Raw genomic sequence first — 19,102 nt, forward strand, 5'->3', positions numbered from 1 at the left:
CGCGGCCCGTGGCGTCCCGTCCCCTCCTGGTACCGATGGCTCGCAGAGCCCAGGAGGAAGAACGTCCGATGAACACCACCACCCACCGTCCCGCAGCCCGTGCCCGCACGTCCTGGCGCGTCGTCGACATCGTCGTGGCGGCCGTTCTCGCCGCCGTGTGCGCGGTCGTCTTCTGGGCGTGGTCGAACCTGCTCTACCCGCTGACCGCCGCGGCCTCGGTGGCCTACCCGCCCGGGACGGCCCTCATCGGAGGGGGCTGGCTCGTGGCCGGCGTGCTCGGCGGCCTGATCATCCGCAAGCCCGGCGCCGCCCTGTTCTGCGAGCTGCTGGCCGCGGTCCTCGAGGGCCTGCTCGGCACGCACTTCGGCTGGACGGTGGTCCTCTACGGCCTGATCCAGGGCCTCGGGGCCGAGCTCGTCTTCGCCGCCGTGCGCTACCGCCGGTTCAACGCAGCCGTCGCCGTGGCCGCCGGCGCGGTCAGCGGTCTGTTCCTGGGGATCACCTCGAACGTGCTCGCCAACTACGAGTGGGCCCTCGGTCACCAGATCGCCTACCTGGTCTTCTCGGTCGTGTCGGGCGCGGTGCTCGCCGGCCTGCTGATGTGGGCCGTGGTCAAGGCGCTCGCGGCCACGGGCGTGCTGCAGGGCCTGGCCTCGGGCCGGGTCGCGCGGCGATGACCGCCTCGCCGGGGCGGCGCCCCGGTGCGCCCACCGCTGCGGGGGCGCGCGTCGAGGCCCGGGGTTTCGGCTGGCACCACCCCGGCCGGGACGCCCCTGCCCTGCGGGGCATCGACCTCGTGGTCGAGCCGGGGGAGCGGGTGCTCCTGCTCGGGCCCAGCGGGGCGGGCAAGTCGACCTTCCTGCACGCCCTCGCGGGGGTCCTGCACGACGACGACGGGCTCTCCCGCAGCGGGGAGCTGCTGCTCGACGGCACGGACCCCGACCGGGCGCGCGGCCGGGCGGGGCTCGTGCAGCAGGACCCCGAGTCCCAGGTGGTGCTGTCCCGGATCGGCGACGACACCGCCTTCGGCCTCGAGAACCTCGCCGTGCCCCGGGAGCAGATCTGGCCGCGGGTCCGCGCCGCCCTCGACGACGTGGGGCTGCCCCTGCCGCTCGAGCACCCCACCGCCGCCCTGTCCGGCGGGCAGAAGCAGCGCCTCGCGCTCGCGGGCGCGGTGGCGATGCGACCGGGCCTGCTCCTGCTGGACGAGCCGACCGCGAACCTGGACCCCGCCGGGGTGCTGCAGGTCCGGGACGCCGTGGTCGAGTGCCTCGACCGCAGCGGGGCGGCCCTCGTGGTCGTGGAGCACCGCGTGGCCGTGTGGGCCGAGGCCGTGGACCGCGTCGTCGTCCTCGGCCGCGACGGCGGGATCAGCCACGACGGGAGCCCGGCCGAGGTGCTCGGCGCGGCCGCCGACGAGCTGGGCCGCGCCGGGGTGTGGGTCCCGGGGCGGATCCCGCCCACCCGCGTGCCCGCCCGCGCGCAGGACGAGGACGGGGAGCCGCTGCTGGGCGCGGCCGGGCTCGCGGTCTCGCGGACCCAGCCCTCGGCGCGGCAGCTGCGCGCCCGGCGCCGGGCCGCGCGGCGCGGCCGGCCGCTGTCGGACGCCGCCGCGGGCGGGGACCTGCCCGTCGCCGCGGCGGGCATCGGACTGGACCTGCGCCGCGGCCGGGCCGTGGCGGTGACCGGCCCCAACGGCGCCGGCAAGTCCACCCTGGCGCTGACCCTGGCCGGGCTCCTGGCCCCCGTGCGCGGAGCCGTCACGGCCGGTCCGGCGCTGGCGCGCGGGGCGGGCGCCGATCCGCTGGCCTGGAGCGGCCGGGATCTCGTGGCCCGCATCGGGACGGTCTTCCAGGAGCCCGAGCACCAGTTCCTGCGCGCCACCGTGCGGGCGGAGCTCGAGCACGGCCCGCGCCTGGCGGGCACGCCCGCGGCCGAGCGGGACCGGCGCACGGACGAGCTGCTCAGCCGACTCCGGCTCGCCCACCTGGCCGGGGCCAACCCCTTCACCCTCTCCGGGGGAGAGAAGCGGCGGCTGTCCGTGGCCACCGTGCTGGCCACGGACCCGGACGTCCTGGTGCTGGACGAGCCCACGTTCGGCCAGGACGCCCTGACCTGGGCCGAGCTCGTGGACCTGCTCGTGGAGCTCGTGGACGACGGCACGGCCGTGCTCGCGGTGACCCACGACGAGGACTTCGTGCGCGCCCTCGGGGCCGAGGTGCTGGAGCTGGGGTCCTCCGGCGTCCCGGCGCCGGGGAGTCCGGCGCCGGGGAGTCCGGCACCGGGTGCCCCGGCATCCGGTGCCGGCCTCCCCGGCGCGCCGGGGCGGTTCACCGGCCTCCCCGGCCCGTCCGCCGGGGACCCCGGGGCCGCGCCCAGCGCGGTGCCCGGGCCGGCGCGGGAACCGGTCCGATGAGCGCCCCGGTGATCGCCCCGGCGGTCCGTGCGTCCCTGCTCGGCCGTGCGAACGCCGTGGTCAAGCTGGCCGGTGCCCTGCTGCTCACCGTGGTGCTCGTGGTCAGCGCGGACCCCGTGACGTCCGGGATCGTGCTGCTGTGCGAGCTCGGGCTGCTGGCGTGCGCCGGCCGCCGCCCGCTCGCGCTGCTGCTGCGGGCCTGGCCCCTGCTGCTGGCGGCGCTGGTGAGCGGCTGGGGCACGGCCCTGCTCGCGGAGGACTCCGGGCCGGTGCTGCTGGACCTCGGGGTCACCGAGCTCTCCGCGGGCTCGGTGGCGGCGGGCGCGGCGATCGCCCTGCGCGGGCTCGCGCTGGCGCTGTCGGGGCTGGTGGTGGTGCTCAGCACCGATCCCACCGACCTCGCCGACGGCCTCGCCCAGACGGTCCGGCTGCCGGCCCGCTTCGTGCTCGCGTCGCTGGCGGCGCTGCGGCTGGTGGGCGTGATGTTCACCGAGTGGACCACGCTCGCGATGGCCCGCCGGGCCCGCGGTGCCGGCTCCGGGCACGGCCCGGTGGGCGCCCTGCGGGAGTTCGGCGGCCAGGCCTTCACCCTGCTGGTGCAGTCCCTGCGCCGGGCCACCAGGCTGTCGGTGACCATGGAGGCCCGGGGCTTCGGCGCGGGCCCGCGCACCTGGGCCCGGGTCCCCGGGTACTCGCGGGCGGACGCCGTGGTGCTCACCGGGTGCGCGGCCGCGGCGGTCGCGGGCCCGGCGGTGTCCGTCCTGCTGGGCACGCACCGCTTCATCTGGGCCTGATCCCCGGGCTCAGGCCTGCGCGACGTAGCCCGTCACGAGGCGGGTGAGCTCCGGGTCCACGGGCAGGGGCTGGTGGTCCAGACGGCGCACCGGCACCGCGAGCCGGATGCTGGAGACGAGCCACACCGCGTCCGCCGCCATGAGGTCGGCGGGGTACAGCGGCCCGTAGCCGAGCTCCCAGCCGTCCCGCCGGGCGGCGGCGAAGATCGCGGCCTGCGTGGTGCCCGGCAGGATCCCGTGCGAGGGCTCCGGGGTCACCAGGACCCGGCGGTCCCCGCGCACGCGGGCGCAGACCACGGAGGACGTGGCCCCCTCCAGCACCCGGCGGTCCTCGGTGGTGAAGACCGCCTCGTCCGCGCCGAGGGAGCGGGCGTGCCGCAGGGCGGCCATGTTGATCGCGTAGGAGAGGGTCTTGGCCCCGGGCAGCAGCCACGGGTAGCCGGAGTCCTGGGCCGGGTCGTGGCCGCGGGGCAGCAGCACCGCGGCCACGCCCTCCCGGCGCTGCCGGAACGTGGACTCCGGCACGGGAGTCACCACGACCCACGACCACGGTCCGTCCTCGGGGGTGCCGCGGCTGATCGCGACCTTGACGCTGTGCTCGGCGCCGAGCCCCCCGTTCCCGCCGGGGGCGGCGTGGGCGAGGCCCAGCTCGACGGCCTCGCGCACCTCCTGCGCAGCGGGCACCGGCAGCTGGGCCAGGCGGGCGGAGGCGGACAGGCGCTGGTGGTGGGCCCCGAACTTCTGCACGCGCCCGTCGACGGCGCGCAGGGTCTCGAAGACCCCGTCCCCGCGGGTGAGGCCCTGGTCGTCGACGCGCACCAGGGGGACGGCCGGGTCGGCGAGGACGCCGCCGGGGCGGGCCGGGTCGAGGACGACGACGGTGCTGGTCACGGTTTCCTCCTGTCGGTGCGCCCGGCCGCTCAGTGGACGGGGCCGGGATGCAGGATGTCCACCTGTTCCCAGACGTGGTCGTCCGCCAGGTAGGCGTCCTCCTGGGCGGCCCACCGGTCCCAGTGCTCGGCATAGTAGGCGCCGTCCCGGCTCAGGGCGCGGTCGTAGCGCAGGGCCGTGGGCAGCTCCACCCACACCGAGACGTCGAGCAGCGCACGGGCGGCGGCGCTGCACGCCCCGACGCCCTCCAGGACGACGACCTCCGCGACCCGGGTCAGCCGGGGGGTGCCGGGCGAACCGGTGAGCCAGTCCCAGGCGCTCCACTCGGCGTCCCGGCCGGCGCACAGGGGGGTGAGGACCTCGTCCACGTAGGTCCGGGTGCCGGGGCAGAGCCCGTCCCAGCCGGGGTAGAGGTCCTCGAGGTGGAAGAGGGTCACGTCCCGCACGGGACGCAGCACCGCGGCGAGCTGCTCCGCCAGGGTCGTCTTGCCCGCGCCCGAGCGCCCGTCGATGCCCACGAGGTACGGGCGGTGGGTGGGGACGGGGAGCAGCCGCGCCAGGTTGGTGCCGGCGGGATTGGCCTGGGCCACCGCCGGGTCCAGCTCCAGCTCGATGTCGATCACGGGCGCCCGGCGTCCTGTGCCCGGTCCCGGCCCGCGCCGGTCTCCCCGGGCGCGGTGCCCAGCTCCTCGGCGACGGCTCGGACGACCCCCGGCACGGCGGCGGCGATCATGCCGTAGGTGGTCTCGAAGTCCTCCGCGCCCCCGTACCAGGGGTCGTAGATGCCCAGCTCGGTGTGCTCGGCCCCGGCGGCGGCGGGGTCGAACTCGCGCAGCAGGCGCACCTTGGCGGCGCTGGGCCCGTCGGGGGCGAGCTCGCGCAGCCGCCGCCAGTGGGGCACGTCCAGGGCGAGCACCAGGTCGCGGTCCTCGAACCGGACCGGGTCGAACACCTGGGCGGCGTGGGCGGAGGCGTCCATGCCCTCGCGGCGCAGGAGGTCCCCGGCCCGGGGGTCGACCGGGTTGCCGAGCTCCTCGTCGCTGACGCCGGCCGAGTCGACGCGCACGCGCCCGCCGAGGCCGGCGGCCTCGAAGGCGCGGCGCAGGGCGAGCTCCGCCATCGGCGAGCGGCAGATGTTGCCGGTGCACACGGCCACGATCGAATACATAGCGCGCAGTCTAAGCCGCAGGCTCCCGAGACGAGAAGTGCGGCCGCCGCCCGGGGGCGTCGGCCGCACTGGAGCAGGGCATCGGCTCAGGTGTTCGTCTCCTGCTCCTTGTACACGTGCTCGAGCTCGTTGCCGTCCTCGTCCACCTGCCGGTACCAGTCGGTGACGACCGGGGCGTGGGGGTCGAACGTCTCCCCGGCGGAGCGGTCGCCCTCGGCGTGCCTGACCCGCAGGGCGAAGTCGTTGCCGTGCTTCTCGATGCCTTGGACCACGGCATTGCGCACCGCTGCGGTGGCGAACCTCGCGCGGATGGTCGCCGGGTCGTTGTGGAGCTCCTTGTAGAAGGAGATCATCAAGAACGCCACGACCACGGCGAAGGGCAGGGCCGAGACGGTCACGAGGTTCTGCATGCCGGTGAGGGCATCGCTGCCGCCCGCAAGCATCATGACCACGGCGATGCCAGCCAGGGACAGCCCCCAGAAGATGACGATGCCCTTGTTCGGCTCCGGATCCCCGCGCGAGGACAGGGTGCCCATCACGATGGAGGCGGAGTCGGCGCTGGTGACGAAGAAGATGCCGATGATGACCATCGCGAGGATCGAGGTGATCGCGCCCAGCGGCAGCGCGTCCAGCATGGCGAAGAGCATCGCTTCCTGGCCGCCCGCCCCGGCGAGGTCCGTGCCGCTCTGCTGCAGGTACATGGCGGTCCCGCCGATCACGATGAACCACAGGACGCACATCGAGGAGGGCACCACGAGCACCACGGTCACGAACTGGCGCAGCGTGCGCCCACGCGAGATCTTGGCGATGAACATGCCCACGAAGGGTGACCAGGACAGCCACCAGGCCCAGTAGAAGACGGTCCAGGCGGTGGTGAAGCCTGCGGCGTCCTCGCCCCAGGCGCCGGTCTGTCCGGTCATCCAGAAGTAGTCCTGCAGATAGGTGCTGAACACGGCCGGGATGTGGTCCAGCAACAGGACGGTGGGACCGGCCACGAAGACGAAGACGGCCAGCAGCAGTGCCAGCACCAGGTTGATGCTGGAGAGGTAGCGGATGCCGCGGGCCACGCCCGAGACGGCGGAGACGACGAACGCGGCGGTCAGGACGGTGATGATCACGATCAGTCCGATGTTGCCGAACGGTCCCCAGCCGCCGACGATCTCCAGGCCGCGGGAGATCTGCAGCGCCCCGATGCCGAGGGAGGCCGCGGTGCCGAAGAGGGTCGCGAAGAGGGCGAAGATATCGATAAGCCGGCCGAGCCCACCCTCGGCGCGGTCCTTGCCGATCAGGGGCACGAAGATGCGGCTGATCAGCGGGGCGCGTCCGCGCCGGTAGGTGCCGTAGGCGATGGCCCCGCCCACGACGGCGTACATGGCCCACGGGTTCAGGGCCCAGTGGAAGGCGGTCTGGACAAGGGCGAAGACGGTCATCTCCGCGGCTTCCGGAGTCGTCGGGAAGCCGGGGACTCCGCTGGTGAAGTGACTCATCGGCTCGGAGGCGCCGTAGAACATCAGGCCGATGCCCATGCCGGCGGCGAAGAGCATGGCGAGCCAGGCGAAGAACGAGTACTCCGGCTCCTCCCCGTCCAAGCCCAGCGGGATGCGCCCGGTCTTGCCGAAGCCCACGAAGAGCATGAAGAGCACGGCCACCGTGGACAGTGCGGTGAAGAACCAGCCGGTGTTGGCGGTGACCCAGCCGAGTGCGGCCCCGGAGGCCGCGGTCAAGGTCTCGGTGGAGAGGGCGCCCCAGGCGATGAAGGCGAGGATGCAGACGGCGGTGACGAAGAATACGACCTTGTCGGTGCCGTAGCTGAGGTTGCGGTCCTCCACGGCGATGCCGGGGACCAGCGCAGGGTGGATACCGTGCGGGTAGCCCGAGTCCGGCTTCTGCAGCCGCTTCGACCCGCGCTCGTGGCGACTGGTCGCCTTCGGCTCGGGCGGGCCGGTTTCCCCCGTGTCCTGATGGGGTGGTTGAGGCGGAGTGCTCACGAATCCTCCTGCGTGGTGGGGTGGGTACGGTGTCGCGACGGAGCACGGTGGCGAGCGCGACGCTCTGAGGTGTGGACCGCCCCGACGACTGGGGAATGAAGGCCACTCTAGCGAACGGACTTTTTCGGCTGAAGGTCAGGCCCCGCTCCCGGTGTCACACCCGGCAAGTTGAGTGATATCGACTCAACTGAACTTGACAGCCTTCGCCCATGTGACAAACTTGAGCCAGGAAGACTCAAGAACTGAGACCTCCGGGAGCCCCTTGGGCCCTCGGACCCGTTCGATCGAAGGAGAACACGTCCATGTCTCGTGCAGTAGGAATCGACCTCGGCACCACCAACTCCGTGGTCTCGGTGCTGGAGGGCGGCGAGCCCACCGTCATCGCGAACGCCGAGGGCAACCGGACCACCCCGTCCGTCGTCGCCTTCTCCAAGGACGGCGAGACCCTGGTCGGCGACATCGCCAAGCGCCAGGCCGTCACCAACGTCGACCGCACCATCGCCTCGGTCAAGCGCCACATGGGCACCGGCTGGTCGCAGGAGATCGACGGCAAGACGTACACGCCGCAGGAGATCTCGGCGCGCATCCTCATGAAGCTCAAGACCGACGCCGAGTCCTACCTCGGCGACAAGGTCACCGACGCCGTGATCACCGTCCCGGCGTACTTCAACGACGCCGAGCGCCAGGCCACCAAGGAGGCCGGTGAGATCGCGGGCATGAACGTGCTGCGCATCGTCAACGAGCCCACCGCCGCAGCCCTGGCCTACGGCCTGGAGAAGGGCAAGGAGGACGAGCTCATCCTGGTCTTCGACCTCGGTGGCGGCACCTTCGACGTCTCCCTGCTGGAGGTCGGCAAGGACGAGGACGACTTCTCCACCATCCAGGTCCGCTCGACCGCCGGTGACAACCGGCTCGGCGGCGACGACTGGGACCAGCGGATCGTCGACTGGCTGCTGTCCCAGGTGAAGTCCAAGACCGGCGCCGACCTGGCCAAGGACAAGATCGCCCTGCAGCGCCTGAAGGAGACCGCCGAGCAGGCCAAGAAGGAGCTGTCCTCCGCGACCAGCACCAACATCTCCCTGCAGTACCTCTCCGTGACCCCCGAGGGCCCCGTGCACCTGGACGAGCGGCTCACCCGCGCGAAGTTCGAGGAGCTCACCCGGGACCTGCTCGAGCGCACCGAGAAGCCGTTCAAGGACGTCATTTCCGAGGCCGGCATCTCCGTGTCCGACATCGACCACGTGGTCCTCGTCGGCGGCTCGACCCGCATGCCCGCCGTTGTCGAGACCGTCCAGCGCCTGGCCGGCAAGGAGCCCAACAAGGGCGTCAACCCGGACGAGGTCGTCGCCGTCGGCGCGGCCATCCAGGCCGGCGTGCTCAAGGGCGACCGCAAGGACGTCCTGCTGATCGACGTGACCCCGCTGTCGCTGGGCATCGAAACCAAGGGCGGCGTGATGACCAAGCTCATCGAGCGCAACACGGCCATCCCGACCAAGCGGTCCGAGACCTTCACCACCGCGGAGGACAACCAGCCGTCCGTGTCCATCCAGGTCTTCCAGGGCGAGCGCCAGTTCACCCGGGACAACAAGAACCTGGGCACCTTCGAGCTGACCGGCATCGCCCCCGCCCCGCGCGGCATGCCGCAGATCGAGGTCACCTTCGACATCGACGCCAACGGCATCGTCCACGTCTCCGCGAAGGACAAGGGCACCGGCACCGAGCAGTCGATGACCATCACGGGAGGGTCCTCCCTCTCCAAGGAGGACATCGACCGCATGGTCAAGGACGCCGAGGCCAACGCCGAGGCCGACCGGGTCCGCCGCGAGGCCGCCGACCTGCGCAACAACGCGGAGCAGCAGGCATACTCCGTGGACAAGCTGCTGAAGGACAACGACGAGAAGCTGCCCGCGGACGTCAAGGCCGAGGTCCAGGCAGACGTCGACGCCCTGAAGCAGGCGCTCGAGGGCGACGACGAGGACGCCGTGAAGTCCGCCTACGACAAGCTGCAGCAGTCCCAGACCAAGCTCGGCGAGGCCCTCTACGCGCAGGCGCAGACCGACGGCGCCGAGGGCGCCCCGGACGCGGGCGCCGCGGCCGGTGACGAGGACATCGTCGACGCCGAGGTCGTCGACGACGAGGACGAGAAGAAGTGAGCATGCCCGATCCCACGCCAGGACCCGACGAGAACCCGGTGGAGAACGCTCCCGAGCCCTCCGCCGGCACCCCCGACGAGCAGCGCGCGCAGGACTCCGGCGCCGGCCCCCAGGAGGAGGCCGGGCCGGAGGGCCTGACCGTGGACGACATCCTCTCCACGCCCCAGTCGACCGACGCCGGCTCCGCCGACGCCGGGGCGGCGGCGGCCGAGGACCCGTCCGCGGCGCTGGCCGAGGAACGGCTCGAGGAGCTGCGCCGGCTGCAGGCCGAGTTCGTGAACTTCAAGCACCGCACGGCCCGCGAGAAGGAGCAGCTGCGCACGTTCGTGACCGGCGACCTCCTGCAGACGCTGCTGCCGGTGTTCGACGACATCGACGCGGCCCGCCAGGCCGGGGACCTCACCGACGGCCCGTTCGCGGCGATCGCGAACAAGCTCGAGGAGATCCTCGTCCGGCAGGGACTGACCCGCATCGGGGCGGTCGGCGAGAAGTTCGACCCGAACGTCCACGAGGCGGTCCTGCAGCAGCCCACGAGCGAGGTCGAGCCCGACCAGGTCTCGATGGTGCTGCGCTCCGGCTTCCGGATCGGCGAGCGCGTGGTGCGGCCGGCCCAGGTCGCCGTCGCGGTCGCCGAGTGAGGCCGGACCCGGCCTGAACCGGGCGGGAGGGGAGGCCCGGCCACGGGCCTCCCCTCTCGGCCCCGCTGCGCCGCGGCGCCCCGGGGCGACCCCAGGACTTCCACCGGGTGCTGCTCGTCAGGACCCCGACCGGCCCCACAGAAAGGAGGCGTCATGGCCAGCCAGGACTGGATCGACAAGGACTTCTACAGCATTCTCGGCGTCTCCAAGGACGCGTCCGAGGCAGACATCAAGAAGGCCTACCGCAAGCTCGCCCGCCGGTTCCACCCCGACCAGAACCCCGGGGACGCGGAGGCCGAGCAGCGGTTCAAGGACATCGCGGAGGCCCACTCCGTGCTCTCCGACCCCGAGGAGCGCAAGCAGTACGACGCGATCCGCGCGATGGGCTCCGGTGCCCGCTTCACCGCCGGCGGCCCGGGCGGTGCCGGCGGCTCCGCGAACTTCGAGGACCTCTTCGGCGACGTCTTCAGCGGCGGCGGCCGCCGCCGTACGAGCTACTCCACCGGCGGCTACGGCGGGGGCTTCGGAGGTGCGGGCGGGTTCGAGGACCTGTTCTCCCAGTTCGGCGGTCAGGGCGGCTACGGCGCGCCCGGGGGCGGGTACCAGGCCCCGCCCGCGCGCGGGGAGGACATCCGCACGGAGACGACCATCCCGTTCCGCTCCTCGGTGCGCGGGACCACCGTCAAGCTGCGCCGCGGCAACGGGCAGGAGACCACGGTGCGCGTCCCCGCGGGGGTGCGGGACGGGCAGAAGCTCAAGCTCGCCGGCAAGGGCCACTCCGGCCCGGGCGGGCCCGGCGACCTCTACGTCACCGTGCACGTGGGCTCCCACCCGTTCTTCACCCGCGTGGAGGGCACGGACGACGTCGAGGTCACCGTGCCGATCACGTTCCCCGAGGCCGCCCTGGGCGCCACCATCGAGGTGCCGACCCTGGACGGCGGCACGGTGCGGGTGAAGGTGCCCGCGGGCACCTCGTCGGGCCGGCGCTTCCGCGTCAAGGGCCGCGGCTTCAGCACCGCGAAGGGCGCGGGCAACCTCATCGTGACCGTCGAGGTGCACGTGCCGCCCCACCTGGACGGGCCGGCCGAGGCCGCCGTCCGCGCGTTCGCCGAGGCGACCGCGGACGATGACCCCCGGGCGGGCCTGGCCGCGAAGGCGCGGGTCTGAGATGGCCCTCGACGCCGACCAGCCGCTGTTCGTGATCTCCGTGGCCGCGGAGATCGCCGAGATGCACCCGCAGACGCTGCGCCAGTACGACCGGCTCGGCCTGGTCAAGCCGTCCCGCGCCCCGGGCCGGGCCCGGCGCTACTCCCAGCGCGACATCGAGAAGCTGCAGCAGATCCAGGTGCTGTCCCAGCAGGGCGTCTCGCTCGAGGGCATCCGGCGGATCCTGCAGCTCGAGAACCAGGTCGCGGTCCTGCAGGCGAAGGTGGCGGAGCTGTCCCTGGATCTCGAGGAGGCCCGGGACCGGGCCGAGGAGTCCTCGCGGATCTTCGCCGCCGGCGCCGGCGGGGACGTGGTGCGCATGGCGCGCGGCTCGCGGCCGCGCGCCCGCAAGATCTCCCAGGCCGTGGTGCTCTACCGGCCGCCGCGGCAGCAGGAGCGCTGAGCGCCCGGCCTCAGCGCAGCCGCTTCTCGAAGCCCACGTCGTACACGCCGTCCTCGTAGACCTGGGCCCGTCCCGGCAGGAGCACGTAGCCGCTGCTGCGGTACAGGGCGAAGGCCTCGGGCTGGCGGTTGCCCGTGGTGAGGCGGACGCGCCGGTAGCCCGCGGCGGCGGCGAGCCGCTCGAGCTCGGCCAGCACCCGCCGGGACAGCCCGCGCCGGCGGTGCGCGGGCGCGGTCCAGATCCGCTTGAACTCCGCCGTGGCGTCGTCGTGCCGGCGGAACGCGCCGCCGGCCACCGTCAGCCCGCCCTCGAGCAGCAGGACCAGCCCGCCGGTGGGCGGAGCGAAGTCGTCCACCGGGTGCTGCTCCATCTCCTCCGCACCGATCCGGGGCCCGTAGCGCTCCAGGTACTCGTGGTGCAGGCCCTCGAGCAGCGGACGCGTGCGCGGGTCCTCCGGGGGCACGAGGACGAACCCGTCCCGCCCGGGGGCCGCCCCCGCGCTCACGGGAGCCGGCGGTAGGTCAGGTCGCGCGGCACCCGGCCGGCCTCCTGCGCCTTGCGCTCGAAGCTCGTGAGAACCCGTCCCTCCCAGCGGGGGGCCCAGCCCGCGTCCGGGTGCTCCTCGTCGGCGAGCGGGCCCGGGTGGACGTTCTCGAAGTGTGGGGACGCGTCCAGGACCTCGCGCATCACCACCGCGTACTCCTGCCAGTCCGTGGCCAGCCGCCACAGCCCGCCCGGCACGAGCACCCGGGCGGCCAGCTCCGCGAACCCGGGGGAGACGAGGCGCCGCTTGTGGTGGCGGGTCTTGTGCCAGGGGTCCGGGAAGAACACCCACAGCTCGTCCACCGAGGCCGGGGCGAGCATGTGCTCCAGCACCTCGGGGGCGTTGGCCTGGACCACCCGGACGTTGTCCACGCCGGCCTGGGCCGCCTTGAGCAGCAGGTCCGCGATCCCCGGCTTGTACACCTCGACGGCGAGGTGGTTGCGCCCGGGGTCCTGGGCGGCGGCGTGGACGATCGCCTCGCCCAGCCCGGAGCCGACCTCCACCACCAGCGGGGCCTCGCGCCCGAAGGCCGCAATGGCGTCGAGCTCGTGGTCGGGGTGCACGGAGGTGTCCGTGCGCACGCGCGGGACGTCCAGCACCCGGGCGGGCGCCCAGTCGTCCCACGCCTTCTGACGGCGTGCGGTGAGACGGTCGCCGCGGCGCACGAACGAGTACGGCCGGCGGTGGAAGGCCTCGGGAACGGGACCCTGGGCGGGACCCTGGGAGGGGCTCTCGGCGGGTTCTTCGGCGGGGGTGGGAGTGTGCTCGGTCATCGCCCTACATCCTAGGCGCAGGCCGGGCCGGTGCCGTCCCGCTGCCCGGGGGCTCGGCCCAGCGCCGGCGGGGGGCCTCCCACACCGCGAAGCGGGCCAGCAGCTCGTCCGCGTCCCCGGCGACGACGGCGGCGTCCCGGTGCTCCGGGTGCACGAGCCCGGCCGCGGACATCGCGGCGACCGCCTCCAGCAGGGGCGTCCAACAGCCCGAGACGTCGAGGAAGCCGACCGGCTTGGCGTGCACGCCGAGCTGCAGCCAGGTCCACGCCTCGAAGATCTCCTCGAGGGTGCCCAGGCCTCCGGGCAGTGCCACGAACCCGTCCGCGAGGCGGGCCATCTCCGCCTTGCGCTCGTGCATCGTCCGGACGACGCGCAGCTCGCTCAGACCGGTGTGGGCGGTCTCCTCGTCGACGAGCGCGCGCGGCATCACCCCGATCACCTCGCCCCCCGCGGCCAGGGCGGCGTCGGCGACGACGCCCATCAGCCCCACGTGGCCCCCGCCGTAGACCACGCCCACGCCGCGGCGGGCGAGCTCGGCGGCGAAGGCCCGGGCGGCCTCGGCGAACAGGGGGTCGGCGCCCAGGGAGGCCCCGGTGTACACGGCGAGTCTCATGGGGACATTCTCGGGGTGCCGGCGCCGATAGCATGAATCGCGCCCCGCACCCCGTTCCCCGAGGACCCCCATGAGCTCATCGACCCCCGGCGACCCCGTGCGCTCCCGCCTGCGCCTGTCCGGCAGGACGGACCGGGTCGTGCTCGTCGCGGCCCTGGGGGTCCTCAGCGCGGTCAGCCCCATGGCCACGGACATGTACCTCGCGTCCATGCCGGCCATGGCGGGGCACTTCGGGGCCTCGGCCTCCGCGGTGCAGCTGACCCTGACCAGCTACATGGTCGGCATGGCCCTGGGGCAGTTCCTGCTCGGGCCGGTCTCCGACGTGCTCGGCAGGCACCGGCTCATGGTCGCCGGCAACGTGCTGTTCCTGGTCAGCTCCGTGGCCGTGGTCCTCGCCCCCGGCATCGGGGCGGTCATCGTGCTGCGCGCGGTGCAGGGCGCCGCCGGTGCGGCGGGCGTGGTGATCGCCCGCGCCGTGGTCTCCGACATCGCCTCCGGACGCCGGGCCGCCAAGCTCTTCTCGGTCCTCGCGACCATCACGTCCCTGGCCCCGGTCGTGGCCCCGCTGCTGGGCGGGGTGATCGCCACCGTGGCCCCCTGGCAGACCGTGTTCTGGGCGCTCGCCGCGTTCGGGCTGCTGATGCTCGCGTGCTCCGTCCTCGTGGTCCCCGAGACCCTGCCGTCGCACCGGCGCCACCGCGGCGGGGTCGGCGCCGTCGTCGACGGCTCCTGGCGCGTGCTGCGCACCCCGTCCTTCATGGCCTACGCGCTGGCCTTCGGCCTCGCGTTCGGGGCCCTGTTCTCCTACATCTCCGCCTCCTCCTTCGTGGTGCAGAACGTGCTCGGCTACTCGGCGCTCGGCTACTCCGTGGTCTTCGCCGTCAACGCGGCCGGCTCGATCCTCGGGGCCGTCGTCAACACCCGGCTCGTCGACCGGGTCGAGCCCGCGGCGGTGCTGCGCACCGCCCTCGTGGTCATGGGCACGGTCAACGTGGTGGGCCTCGTTCTGGTCCTGGCGGGGATCACCGGGTGGACCACGCTGGCGCACCTGTTCGTGAGCCAGACCTGCGTCGGGTTCACCTTCGGCAACGCGGTGGCCCTCGCCCAGTCGCGGGTGCCCGGCCGGGCCGGCGCCGGGTCGGCGGTGCTCGGGCTGGTGCAGTTCCTCCTCGGCGGCCTCGTGAGCCCGCTGACCGGTCTGGCCGGGCCGCACAGCGCGGTGCCCATGGCCGTCTCGATGGCGGTCTGCTCGGTCCTGGCCGTGGCCGCCGTGCTGGCCGCGGGCCGGCTCTCCCGCCGTCCGCCGCAGGCGCCTGCCGGCCCGTGACCGGCAGGTCCCCGCGGCTTCCGGCGCGTCCCGGCATGTTCCGGCACGGGCCGGACCGTGGGCGGCACCGCCTCGGCCCTGACCGGCCGGCCCCCGGCGGTGTGATGAGATGCTTCCTGCGGGGACGCGGATCACACCCTCGGCCGGTCCCCGCTCCACCACCCGCCCGACACCCACGGGAGAACACGTGCTCCAATCCATCGAGACCGCCCTCGGCACCCTGGGCGGCATCATCTGGGGACCCTATGTCCTGGTCCCCCTGCTGCTGCTCACCGGCCTGTACCTCACCGTCCGGCTGGGCGGGCTGCAGTTCCACCGGCTCGGCCCCGCGCTGCGCCTGGCGCTGTTCGAGCGCAAGGACGCCGACGCCCGCGGCGGCGACGTCACCCAGTTCCAGGCGCTGACCACGGCGCTCGCGGCCACCGTCGGCACCGGCAACATCGTGGGCGTGGCCACCGCCATCTCGATCGGCGGTCCCGGCGCGCTGTTCTGGATGTGGGTCACCGGCCTGCTCGGCATGGCCTCCAAGTACTCCGAGGCGTTCCTGGCCGTGCGCTTCCGCACCACGGACGCCAAGGGCGAGATCTCCGGCGGCCCGCAGTACTACCTGGAGCGCGGCATCCGCAACCGCCTCGGCACGTTCCTCGCGATCTTCTTCGCGGTCGCCGCGGCCCTGGCCGCGTTCGGCATCGGCAACATGACGCAGGGCAACTCCATCGCCTCCAACGTCGAGAGCTCCTTCGGCGTGCCGACCTGGCTCACCGGTGCGGTGCTCGCGGTGCTCACCCTGGCCGTGCTCGTGGGCGGCATCAGGTCCATCGGCAAGGTGACCGCCGGGCTCGTCCCGGTGATGATCCTCTTCTACGTGCTGGGCGCGCTGTTCATCCTGGTCGTGAACGTCGCCGCCATCCCGCAGGCGCTCGGGCTCATCCTCACGGACGCCTTCACGGGCAGCGCGGCGGTCGGCGGCTTCGCCGGATCCGCCATCATGCTCGCCGTGCAGATGGGCGTGGCCCGCGGCATCTTCTCGAACGAGTCCGGCATGGGCTCCGCCGCCATCGCCGCGGCAGCGGCCGGGACCACCCACCCGGTCCGCCAGGGCCTGGTCTCCATGACGCAGACCTTCATCGACACCATCATCGTGGTGACCTGCACGGGTCTCGTGCTCATCACCACGGGCGTGTGGGAGCAGGGCGCGGACTTCGCCGCGACCATGACCGGTGACGCGTTCAGCCGGGGTCTGCCGGGGCAGTGGGGGCACCTCGTGGTCACCCTGGGCCTCGTCCTCTTCGCCTACTCGACGATCCTCGGCTGGGCCTACTACGGCGAGCGCTGCATGGAGCGGCTGTTCGGCCGGGCGGCCGTGATGCCCTACCGGGTGGTGTTCTCCGCGGTCGTCTTCGTCGGCTGCACGGTCCCGCTGGCCGTGGTCTGGAACTTCGCCGACGTCATGAACGGGCTGATGGCGATCCCCAACCTGGTGGGCCTGCTCATCCTCTCCGGGCTGGTCGCCCGGGAGACCAAGCACTACCTGGACCACGACCCGCAGCTGCGGGCGAACCGGCAGCAGATCGAGGAGTTCATGGAGGGCCACCCCGGCGCGATCGACTCCTCCGAGCGCGCCGGCGTCCGACGCGGCCCGGCGACCGAGGGCCCGGCCTCCTGACGGAGGCCGGGCCCTCGGTCTAGCCTGGGGCCATGAGCCGACTTCCCGACCCCCGCCCGTTCTCCTGCGCGGACGCCACCGGCGCGGTCCTCGACCAGGGCGCGCAGGTGACCGACTGGATCCCCACCGGGCACGCCCCGGTGCTGTGGCTGTCCCCGAGCACGGCGCTCGAGACGGGCGCCCCCGTGCGCGGCGGCGTCCCGATCTGTTTCCCCTGGTTCGCGGACGGGGCGCAGGGCGGGCGTGCGCCCAAGCACGGCTTCGCCCGCACGCTCCCGTGGCACGTCGAGTCCCGGGAGTCCTCCGACCACGAGGCCGTGGTCGTCTACCGGCTGACCGACGCGGACGTCACCGACCCCGCCCACCGTGAGCAGTTCCCGTACCGCTTCGAGGCGTACTACGTGGTCCGCTTCGGGACCGAGCTGTCCCTGGAGCTGAGCATCACGAACACCGACGACCGCCCCTTCGACGTCGAGGAGGCCCTGCACGCCTACCTGGTGGTCGGGGACGTGCGGAAGATCCGGGTCGAGGGCCTGGAGGGCGCCGAGTACCGGGACAAGGTGCTGGGCCGGGACGACTGCGTGCAGGAGGGCGAGCTCCGGCTGGAGGGGGAGACCGACCGCGTCTACCGCTCGGGCGCGGACGTCTCCGTGGTGGACCCGGTGCTCGGGCGCGTGCTGCGCATCCGCAAGAGGGACTCGCGGAGCACCGTGGTGTGGAACCCGTGGGCGGAGCAGGCGGCGGCCATGGCCGACGTGGGCGCGGACGGCTGGACCGGCTTCGTGTGCGTCGAGGGGGCGAACATCCACGCCGAGTCCGTGCACCTGGAGCCGGACGAGACCCACACCATGGGCTACCGGGTGTCGGTGGAGGCCACGGAGCAGGACCCGGGCCGGCCCGCCGGCTGACCGGTGGACGCGCCACGGACCCCGGGACGGCACGGAAGAGCGGGTGCCGCCCGTCCGTGCGGACGGGCGGCACCCGCTGGGCCGGCCCGGGGCCGGGGACTACTTGGAGACGATCAGGGCCGCGGCGATGGCGGCAAGGAAGGCGTCCTTGGAGAGACCGGTGCCGGCCTCGGAGGGACGGACGCCGTCCTCCTGGGTCATCTGCGGGTTGCGGAAGTACATGGACAGCAGCCCGGCGGAGAAGGCGCCGAGGGCGAGGCCCGCGAGGCGCTTGTTGACGAACGGCGTCACCAGGGCGGCGCCGATGCCGATCTCCGAGTAGGCCACGAACTTGCCGAAGGCGTCGGCGTCCCACTCCTGGAACTGGGGGACGCCCGTGGCGGCGAACTGCTTGAGTCCCTCGGCGGCCTCCGTGGGAAGGTCCTTCTTGCCGTAGCCGGACTGGAGCAGGTAGGCGCCGGAGACGCCGCGCAGGATCGCGTTGGAGAGGCTCATGGTCGGTCCTTTCGTAAGGGGAGACGGGGTCGTTGAGTCGTCAATGACCCTATCAGGGGAGGCCCCGCGCCCTCCGGCCGGGACGGGCCCGGAGCGAACATCCGCCCCGCCGCGCGGTGCGGCGCCTAGGCTGGTCACCCGCTATCCGCGAGCGGGACGCCGTCCGCGTCCCGCCGCCCGACGGAAGGACAGACGTGGACATCGAGACCATGAAGAAGATCCTGCTCGTGCTCACCAGCCACGACACCCTCGGCGACACCGGGGAGCCCACCGGCTACTTCGTCGGCGAGGCGGCCCACCCGTGGAAGGTGTTCCGGGACGCCGGGTACTTCGTCGACTTCGCCTCGATCGCCGGCGGCCAGCCCCCGCAGGACGGCACGGACGAGGAGGACGAGGTGCAGCGGCAGTACCTCGAGGACGAGACCGTGCGGGCCTCCCTGTACAACACCCCGAGGATCAGCGTGGTCGACCCGGACCAGTACGACGCCGTCTACCTGGTGGGCGGGCACGGCACCATGTGGGACTTCGCCGGCAACGCCGACCTGCAGTCGCTGGTGGCCGCCGTGCACGACGCCGGGGGGATCGTCGGCGCCGTCTGCCACGGACCGGCCGGGCTCGTCGACGTGGAGCTCTCCACCGGCCTGCGCATCGTCGAGGGGCGCCGGGTGGCCGCGTTCACCAACGCCGAGGAGGACGAGGTCGGCAAGTCGGACCTCGTCCCGTTCCTGCTCGAGGACAAGCTCGTGGAGCAGGGCGCGGACGTGCGGACGGCGCCGAACTGGACCGAGAACGTCGTCGTGGACGACCGCCTCGTCACCGGGCAGAACCCGCAGTCCGCGGCCGGCGTGGCCAAGGAGATGACCAAGCTCCTGACCGAGGTGGTGCGCGGTCAGAAGGCCGTCCAGGAGGCGGACTCCGCCGCGCTGCGCCAGGCGCGGGACGCCGAGAAGTCCGAGGACGACGACGAGGGCTGAGCTCCCGCCGACCGGGGCGGGGCGTGCTCTCGGCCACATTCCCGTGGTGGCGTCCCGCCCGTGCTGTAGGGTGAACGGTATTGCACATGGCACTGCTCCCCGTTCCCGGGTGAGCAGGCAGGCGTCGAGCACCCCTTTCTTCTTC

General features: G+C 73.3%; 19 protein-coding genes. 11 read left to right on the top strand and 8 right to left on the bottom strand.

Features of this window, described 5'->3' with window-relative positions:
- The first annotated feature begins 68 nt into the window (after positions 1–68).
- The 3 genes from RE027_RS06160 to RE027_RS06170 are packed head-to-tail and all read left to right on the top strand — an operon-like array spanning position 69 to position 3,210.
- Positions 69–677, top strand: a complete 609-nt coding sequence (locus RE027_RS06160; RefSeq protein WP_368807372.1) for an ECF transporter S component — start codon at positions 69–71, stop codon at positions 675–677.
- On the top strand, positions 674–2,416 hold the full coding sequence (locus tag RE027_RS06165; protein WP_368807373.1) for an ABC transporter ATP-binding protein: 1,743 nt from the start codon (positions 674–676) through the stop codon (positions 2,414–2,416). Before RE027_RS06160 ends, RE027_RS06165 begins: the two co-directional genes overlap by 4 nt.
- Positions 2,413–3,210, top strand: coding sequence for an energy-coupling factor transporter transmembrane component T family protein (locus RE027_RS06170; RefSeq protein ID WP_368807374.1), 798 nt, complete (start codon positions 2,413–2,415; stop codon positions 3,208–3,210). The genes RE027_RS06165 and RE027_RS06170 overlap by 4 nt, the downstream gene beginning before the upstream one ends.
- Before the next feature lie 9 nt (positions 3,211–3,219).
- On the opposite strand, the gene RE027_RS06175 is transcribed toward RE027_RS06170, so the two are convergent.
- The 4 genes from RE027_RS06175 to RE027_RS06190 form a co-directional block, all read right to left on the bottom strand.
- Positions 3,220–4,101, bottom strand: a complete 882-nt coding sequence (locus tag RE027_RS06175) for an aminodeoxychorismate lyase (protein WP_368807375.1) — start codon at positions 4,099–4,101, stop codon at positions 3,220–3,222.
- A gap of 29 nt (positions 4,102–4,130) precedes the next feature.
- On the bottom strand, positions 4,131–4,724 hold the full coding sequence (locus RE027_RS06180) for a nucleoside/nucleotide kinase family protein (protein ID WP_368807376.1): 594 nt from the start codon (positions 4,722–4,724) through the stop codon (positions 4,131–4,133).
- Positions 4,721–5,269 (bottom strand): low molecular weight protein-tyrosine-phosphatase, encoded by a 549-nt coding sequence (locus tag RE027_RS06185; protein ID WP_368807377.1) that lies wholly within the window; start codon positions 5,267–5,269, stop codon positions 4,721–4,723. Before RE027_RS06185 ends, RE027_RS06180 begins: the two co-directional genes overlap by 4 nt.
- An 86-nt stretch (positions 5,270–5,355) precedes the next feature.
- Positions 5,356–7,257, bottom strand: a complete 1,902-nt coding sequence (locus tag RE027_RS06190; protein WP_368807378.1) for a BCCT family transporter — start codon at positions 7,255–7,257, stop codon at positions 5,356–5,358.
- 302 nt (positions 7,258–7,559) lie between these two features.
- Between RE027_RS06190 and dnaK the strand changes: the two genes are divergently transcribed.
- The 4 genes from dnaK to RE027_RS06210 all read left to right on the top strand — a co-directional run bounded on the left by dnaK (position 7,560) and on the right by RE027_RS06210 (position 11,657).
- Complete coding sequence (dnaK, locus tag RE027_RS06195) at positions 7,560–9,410, top strand: molecular chaperone DnaK (protein WP_368807379.1); 1,851 nt, start codon at positions 7,560–7,562, stop codon at positions 9,408–9,410.
- Positions 9,407–10,048, top strand: a complete 642-nt coding sequence (locus RE027_RS06200) for a nucleotide exchange factor GrpE (protein ID WP_368807380.1) — start codon at positions 9,407–9,409, stop codon at positions 10,046–10,048. Before dnaK ends, RE027_RS06200 begins: the two co-directional genes overlap by 4 nt.
- 153 nt (positions 10,049–10,201) lie before the next feature.
- Positions 10,202–11,215, top strand: coding sequence for a DnaJ C-terminal domain-containing protein (locus RE027_RS06205; protein ID WP_368807381.1), 1,014 nt, complete (start codon positions 10,202–10,204; stop codon positions 11,213–11,215).
- 1 nt (position 11,216) lies between these two features.
- A complete protein-coding gene (locus RE027_RS06210) occupies positions 11,217–11,657 on the top strand; it encodes a heat shock protein transcriptional repressor HspR (protein WP_368807382.1) in 441 nt (146 codons plus the stop codon).
- A 10-nt stretch (positions 11,658–11,667) separates the two neighbouring features.
- On the opposite strand, the gene RE027_RS06215 is transcribed toward RE027_RS06210, so the two are convergent.
- Genes RE027_RS06215 through RE027_RS06225 form a run of 3 tightly spaced genes read right to left on the bottom strand, consistent with a single transcriptional unit; the run spans position 11,668 to position 13,587 of the window.
- Complete coding sequence (locus tag RE027_RS06215; protein ID WP_368807383.1) at positions 11,668–12,162, bottom strand: GNAT family N-acetyltransferase; 495 nt, start codon at positions 12,160–12,162, stop codon at positions 11,668–11,670.
- Positions 12,159–12,974 carry a tRNA (guanosine(46)-N7)-methyltransferase TrmB gene (gene trmB / locus RE027_RS06220; protein WP_368807384.1) on the bottom strand — a complete coding sequence of 272 codons (816 nt, stop codon included), beginning with the start codon at positions 12,972–12,974 and terminating at the stop codon, positions 12,159–12,161. Before trmB ends, RE027_RS06215 begins: the two co-directional genes overlap by 4 nt.
- Before the next feature lie 4 nt (positions 12,975–12,978).
- Positions 12,979–13,587: an LOG family protein gene (locus RE027_RS06225; protein WP_368807385.1), complete on the bottom strand. Its 609-nt coding sequence runs from the start codon at positions 13,585–13,587 to the stop codon at positions 12,979–12,981.
- Positions 13,588–13,657: 70 nt separating this feature from the next.
- On the opposite strand from RE027_RS06225, the gene RE027_RS06230 reads away from it, so the two are divergent.
- The 3 genes from RE027_RS06230 to RE027_RS06240 all read left to right on the top strand — a co-directional run bounded on the left by RE027_RS06230 (position 13,658) and on the right by RE027_RS06240 (position 17,488).
- Positions 13,658–14,914: a multidrug effflux MFS transporter gene (locus tag RE027_RS06230; RefSeq protein WP_368807386.1), complete on the top strand. Its 1,257-nt coding sequence runs from the start codon at positions 13,658–13,660 to the stop codon at positions 14,912–14,914.
- 187 nt (positions 14,915–15,101) lie between these two features.
- Positions 15,102–16,580, top strand: a complete 1,479-nt coding sequence (locus RE027_RS06235; RefSeq protein WP_368807387.1) for an alanine/glycine:cation symporter family protein — start codon at positions 15,102–15,104, stop codon at positions 16,578–16,580.
- 32 nt (positions 16,581–16,612) lie between these two features.
- Positions 16,613–17,488: a D-hexose-6-phosphate mutarotase gene (locus tag RE027_RS06240; RefSeq protein ID WP_368807388.1), complete on the top strand. Its 876-nt coding sequence runs from the start codon at positions 16,613–16,615 to the stop codon at positions 17,486–17,488.
- A gap of 99 nt (positions 17,489–17,587) precedes the next feature.
- On the opposite strand, the gene RE027_RS06245 is transcribed toward RE027_RS06240, so the two are convergent.
- Complete coding sequence (locus RE027_RS06245) at positions 17,588–17,983, bottom strand: hypothetical protein (RefSeq protein ID WP_368807389.1); 396 nt, start codon at positions 17,981–17,983, stop codon at positions 17,588–17,590.
- A gap of 194 nt (positions 17,984–18,177) precedes the next feature.
- Between RE027_RS06245 and RE027_RS06250 the strand changes: the two genes are divergently transcribed.
- A complete protein-coding gene (locus RE027_RS06250) occupies positions 18,178–18,957 on the top strand; it encodes a type 1 glutamine amidotransferase domain-containing protein (protein WP_368807390.1) in 780 nt (259 codons plus the stop codon).
- The last annotated feature ends 145 nt before the right edge of the window (positions 18,958–19,102 follow it).

This window comes from Kocuria sabuli, from assembly GCF_040981185.1.
Lineage (GTDB): Bacteria > Actinomycetota > Actinomycetes > Actinomycetales > Micrococcaceae > Kocuria > Kocuria sabuli.